General features: G+C 53.7%; 4 protein-coding genes. All 4 read right to left on the bottom strand.

Going from position 1 to position 4,204, the window contains the following annotated elements:
- Positions 1-225: 225 nt before the first annotated feature.
- The 4 genes from Q7V48_03530 to Q7V48_03515 all read right to left on the bottom strand — a co-directional run bounded on the left by Q7V48_03530 (position 226) and on the right by Q7V48_03515 (position 4,101).
- Positions 226-1,119, bottom strand: coding sequence for an NAD(P)-dependent oxidoreductase (locus Q7V48_03530; protein MDO9209808.1), 894 nt, complete (start codon positions 1,117-1,119; stop codon positions 226-228).
- 129 nt (positions 1,120-1,248) lie between these two features.
- Complete coding sequence (locus tag Q7V48_03525) at positions 1,249-2,235, bottom strand: tripartite tricarboxylate transporter substrate binding protein (GenBank protein ID MDO9209807.1); 987 nt, start codon at positions 2,233-2,235, stop codon at positions 1,249-1,251.
- Between the two features lie 43 nt (positions 2,236-2,278).
- Positions 2,279-3,802 (bottom strand): tripartite tricarboxylate transporter permease, encoded by a 1,524-nt coding sequence (locus Q7V48_03520; GenBank protein ID MDO9209806.1) that lies wholly within the window; start codon positions 3,800-3,802, stop codon positions 2,279-2,281.
- On the bottom strand, positions 3,802-4,101 hold the full coding sequence (locus Q7V48_03515) for a tripartite tricarboxylate transporter TctB family protein (protein ID MDO9209805.1): 300 nt from the start codon (positions 4,099-4,101) through the stop codon (positions 3,802-3,804). The genes Q7V48_03520 and Q7V48_03515 overlap by 1 nt, the downstream gene beginning before the upstream one ends.
- Positions 4,102-4,204 lie beyond the last annotated feature (103 nt).

Here is a 4,204-nt window from a genome sequence, read left to right as displayed (position 1 = left end):
CACCCAGCTTCTTGGCTTGCTGCCCAATCTGGTTGATCGTATCCATCCCGAAGATGATGGATGGTGTGGCAAATTGAATAGTTTGAAACATAATTCTTTCTCCTTCTTGTATTTTTCCTATTAGGCAGAGAACAAAAACAGGACTTTGTTGGGGAAGGTCCTGGGAAATTAAATTTCCCAATTTTCAGATTTTTACAAATCTTGGGCAGATTATCGCTTCAGGTTTTACGCCTTTGCCTTAACCACTGTGTTGGCCATGGCTTCTATGGCGGTCATGACGATACACGAGTCCATTTCACCTTTTCCCTGGGATTTCACGGCTCTTAGCATTTCCCGGGTGATGCTCGTCGCCGGCAAAGAAACCCCAACTTCTTCTGCCAACTTCAGGGCTGTGGAGAGATCCTTGTACATATTGTTCACCGAAAAATGGGGGGAAAAATCATGTTTGATCATTCGCGGCCCTCGGGTTTCCATGGCTCCCGTCCGGGCTCCTCCTACGGAGGTAATCTCCATAACCTTCACGGGATCGATTCCGGCTTTGCTGGCCAGCACCAGAGCTTCGGCTACGGCTTGGATGGCCACTCCCATGATCAGGTTGTTGATCAGTTTTAAAGTTGTCCCTTTGCCGTTTTCCCCCACGTGGATGATTTTCACCCCCATGGCTTGAAAAATCGGCAAGCAGGCGTCAAACGTCTCCTTCGGTCCTCCCACCATGATTCCCAGTTTTCCTTCGGAAGCGACTTTAGGATTTCCCGTGACCGGCGCATCCAGCATGGAAACCCCCTTAGCTTTAGTCTGCTCTGCAATCAACCGGGACATTTCCGGGGCAATGCTGCCCATGTCGATGAGTATTAGCCCTGGATGCGCCCCTTCCAGAACTCCGCCAGTGCCGCAAATAAGCTCTTCGGAAGCAGCCGAATCCGTGACCATCGTAATGACCACATCGCAAGCCTGGGCCAAGGCCTTTGGCGAATCACCCCACGCTGCTCCGGCCGTTAATACATTTTGTGCCTTCCCTTTGGTGCGGTTCCAGATCATCACCGGGAAGCCGGCCATCAAGAGACGGCGCGTCATCTGCTGTCCCATCAAGCCGATGCCGGCGAAACCAACTTTTTGCATAAAACCCCCTTTTTTAAAAAAAGGATGGGAAGATAGGGAGATAGGAAGATCGGGAGGTGGGAAGACAATATATTTCCCCCGATCTCCTTACCCCCTCATTCCCCATCTCCTAATTTTTCCCTCCTGTCTTTACTGGATTTTGCCGATATTGCGGACGGCTTTGATTAATCTCTCGGCGTCTTTATCCCAGAACTTCTGGAATTCCGGGGCATCCAGGTAAAGGATGGGAGTGTCCATCTTCTCCATGGCCCCCTTGAATTCTGGAGCCTGGACCGCTTTGGCCGTTGCCTCGCGCAGGGCCTTGATAACGGATGGCGGGGTGGCAGCCGGCGCAAAGAAGCCCGACCAGATGTAAAATTCCACATCCTTGTAGCCGAGTTCTTTCATGGTGGGCACCTCCGGCAGAGAGGCCAGGCGCTTTTCCCCCCAGTTCGCCAGGACCCGCAGGGTCCCTGCTTTGATGGGCGGGATGGAAACATTGGGCCCGCCGGAGAGGGCATCCACGTGACCGCCGAGGAGCGAGGTCAAAGCCGGCCCGCCGCCTCCTGTTGGTATATGGCGCAGTTTGATGCCCGCCGCATGGGCGAACATTTCCATGGCCACATGCATCGTCCCATAAACCCCGGATGAGCTGTACTTGATTTCATTGGGCCGCCTTTTTGCGTCGGCCACCAAATCCGCAACCGTTTTCCAGGGCGCCTCCTTTTTGATTACGAAAATGGTCGGGTCGGCGGTTAAAAGAGCGATCGGGGCAAAATCTTTTAATTTGTAAGTCGACGGCCGGCCAAACATAACATCCACCTCCGGCATCACCGAAATGCTCGACAGAGCGACCATCAAGGTATATCCATCCGGCTTGGAAACGGCTGCAGCCTGCATCCCTACCGCTCCACCGGCCCCCGTTTTATTGACGATGACGACCGGCTGTTTGAGGTGTTTTTCCAAAGCCGTGGTCAAGGGACGGCCCACCAGATCTGCTACCCCGCCCGGCGGGAAGGGAACGATAACCTGAATCGGCCGGGTCGGGTACGGCTCATCCGCCCCCGCCTTTCCCGGAACCAGGCCCAAGGCGCCAACAAATGCCGTCAATACCAGCAAAAATAGAACTTTCTTCATCTCTTCCCCCTTCTTTTTTTATTTTCTTGGCCTTCACTCTTTATCAGGAGCTTTTCTCCGCTTCGGTCAAACGCTCACGCCAATCCTTCTTCTTCCAGATCAAGGGTTTCAATCCCAGAAGGATCATGACGAGGGCAACCACAAGAAAAACAGCAGAAATCGGTCGCTGGATGAAAATCATGTAATCCCCGTTGGACATGGCCAGGGCCTGCCGGAAACTGAATTCGATGATGGGCGCCAAAACGACCCCCAGGACAATCGGAGCCGTCTCGAAATCAAATTTTCGCAAAAGATATCCGATGACCCCCATGACGCTCATGATGCCCACGTCCACAAGGCTGGAATTTACGGCATAGACCCCCACGACGCAAAACATCAGAATCGTGGGATACAGGATCCGGTAGGGAATCCTCAAAAAATTCACAAAAAGGCCGACCATGGGAAGATTGAGGAGAAGAAGAACCATATTCCCGACGTACATGCTTGCAATCAGCCCCCAGAAGATCACCGGTTGTTCCTTAATGAATAACGGCCCCGGATTGATCCCGTGGACCATCAAGGCGGCTAACAAAACAGCAGGAATGGGGCCGGTGGGAACCCCCAGAGCCAGCATCGGCACCAGGGCACCCTCACTGGCGGCATTATTGGCGGATTCGGGTCCGGCGACTCCCTCAATTGCCCCCTTGCCGAAACGTTCGGGATGTTTGGACAGCCTCCTTTCCATGGCGTAGGAAACGAACGTAGAGATGATATGGGCGGATCCGGGAATGATTCCGATGAGAAAACCGAGAATGGTTCCGCGACCGATCGGGCCGACGGAATCTTTGAATTCCTGCTTCGAAGGAAGAAGGTCGCGAAGACGAGGTTTTAGAACCACCTTCTTTTCAGATTGGCCCGCTGTGGCCAAAATTTCTGATATCCCGAAAAGCCCTACGGCCACCGGAACAATTCCGATGCCGTCTCCCAGAGCTACAAGTCCATAGGAAAAGCGGAAATAACCGGTCATCTGGTCGATGCCGATCATCCCGAACATGAGACCGAGAACGATCATGGCCAGGTTTTTCACGATCGATCCGCCGGTCATATAACTGAGGACAATGAGTCCACAAAGAAGCAGGCTGAAATATTCAGGAGGTCCAAAGGCAAGGGCAAACTTCGCCAGCGGCGGGGCCAGAAACATAAGTCCCACAACGCTGAGCGTTCCCGCAATGTACGAACCGATCGCCGCAATCGCCAAAGCCGGACCCGCGCGCCCCTTCTGGGCCATGGCGTATCCATCGATGCAGGTTACCACCGAAGCCGCTTCCCCGGGAATGCGCATCAAAATGGAGGTCGTTGAGCCTCCGTACATGGCACCGTAGTAAATTCCGGCCAGAAGGATGATCGCCGAAGTTGGGTTCAGGCCAAAGGTCGTGGGTAGAAGCATACTGATCCCGGCGAGGGGCCCGACTCCGGGAAGAACGCCCACCATGGTTCCGATCAAACACCCCACCAGCGCGTAGAAGATGTTCGCCGGAATGAAAACAGTGGAAAAACCAAGAACCAGGTTTGAGAACGTCGCTTCCATTAAAACCCCCATCCTCCCCTTGGCAGGGGTACCCTGAGCAAAGAATCGAAAAGCCAGAAAGAACCGAGGGCAAGACCGAGGGTCAAGGTCAAGGCCTGCCATAGTCGGATGCGCTCCATGGCTCCCAATAAAAATCCCAAGATGATGATCATGGTGATCCGGTAGCCGACCCGTTCCATGAAAAGAGTGGCCAAGACGCTGCAAGCCAGAATCGCAATGGCATGGGGAGCTTCCAGCCAGGAAAGGGAACGGAAGGCCCTCGTAAGGCCCCCGCGAGCGATCAGAATGCCTCCGTAAATAATAAACGACCACCGACAAGGTCGGTGGTCGTTTATTATTTACAACCAATTTATTTTGGCATTTATTTTTCGCCAGTTGGCGGCCCCGGCCTCCTGGCCCAGC

It is taken from the genome of Deltaproteobacteria bacterium (assembly GCA_030654105.1).
In the GTDB taxonomy this organism is placed as follows: Bacteria; Desulfobacterota; SM23-61; order SM23-61; family SM23-61; genus JAHJQK01.
This window is presented reverse-complemented; position numbering and strand designations above follow the sequence as displayed.

Bases quoted from the DNA above. Each gene is read 5' to 3' on its own strand.
- Q7V48_03530 (MDO9209808.1), bottom strand. From the start codon at position 1,119: ATGCAAAAAGTTGGTTTCGCCGGCATCGGCTTGATGGGACAGCAGATG.
- Q7V48_03525 (MDO9209807.1), bottom strand. From the start codon at position 2,235: ATGAAGAAAGTTCTATTTTTGCTGGTATTGACGGCATTTGTTGGCGCC.
- Q7V48_03520 (MDO9209806.1), bottom strand. From the start codon at position 3,802: ATGGAAGCGACGTTCTCAAACCTGGTTCTTGGTTTTTCCACTGTTTTC.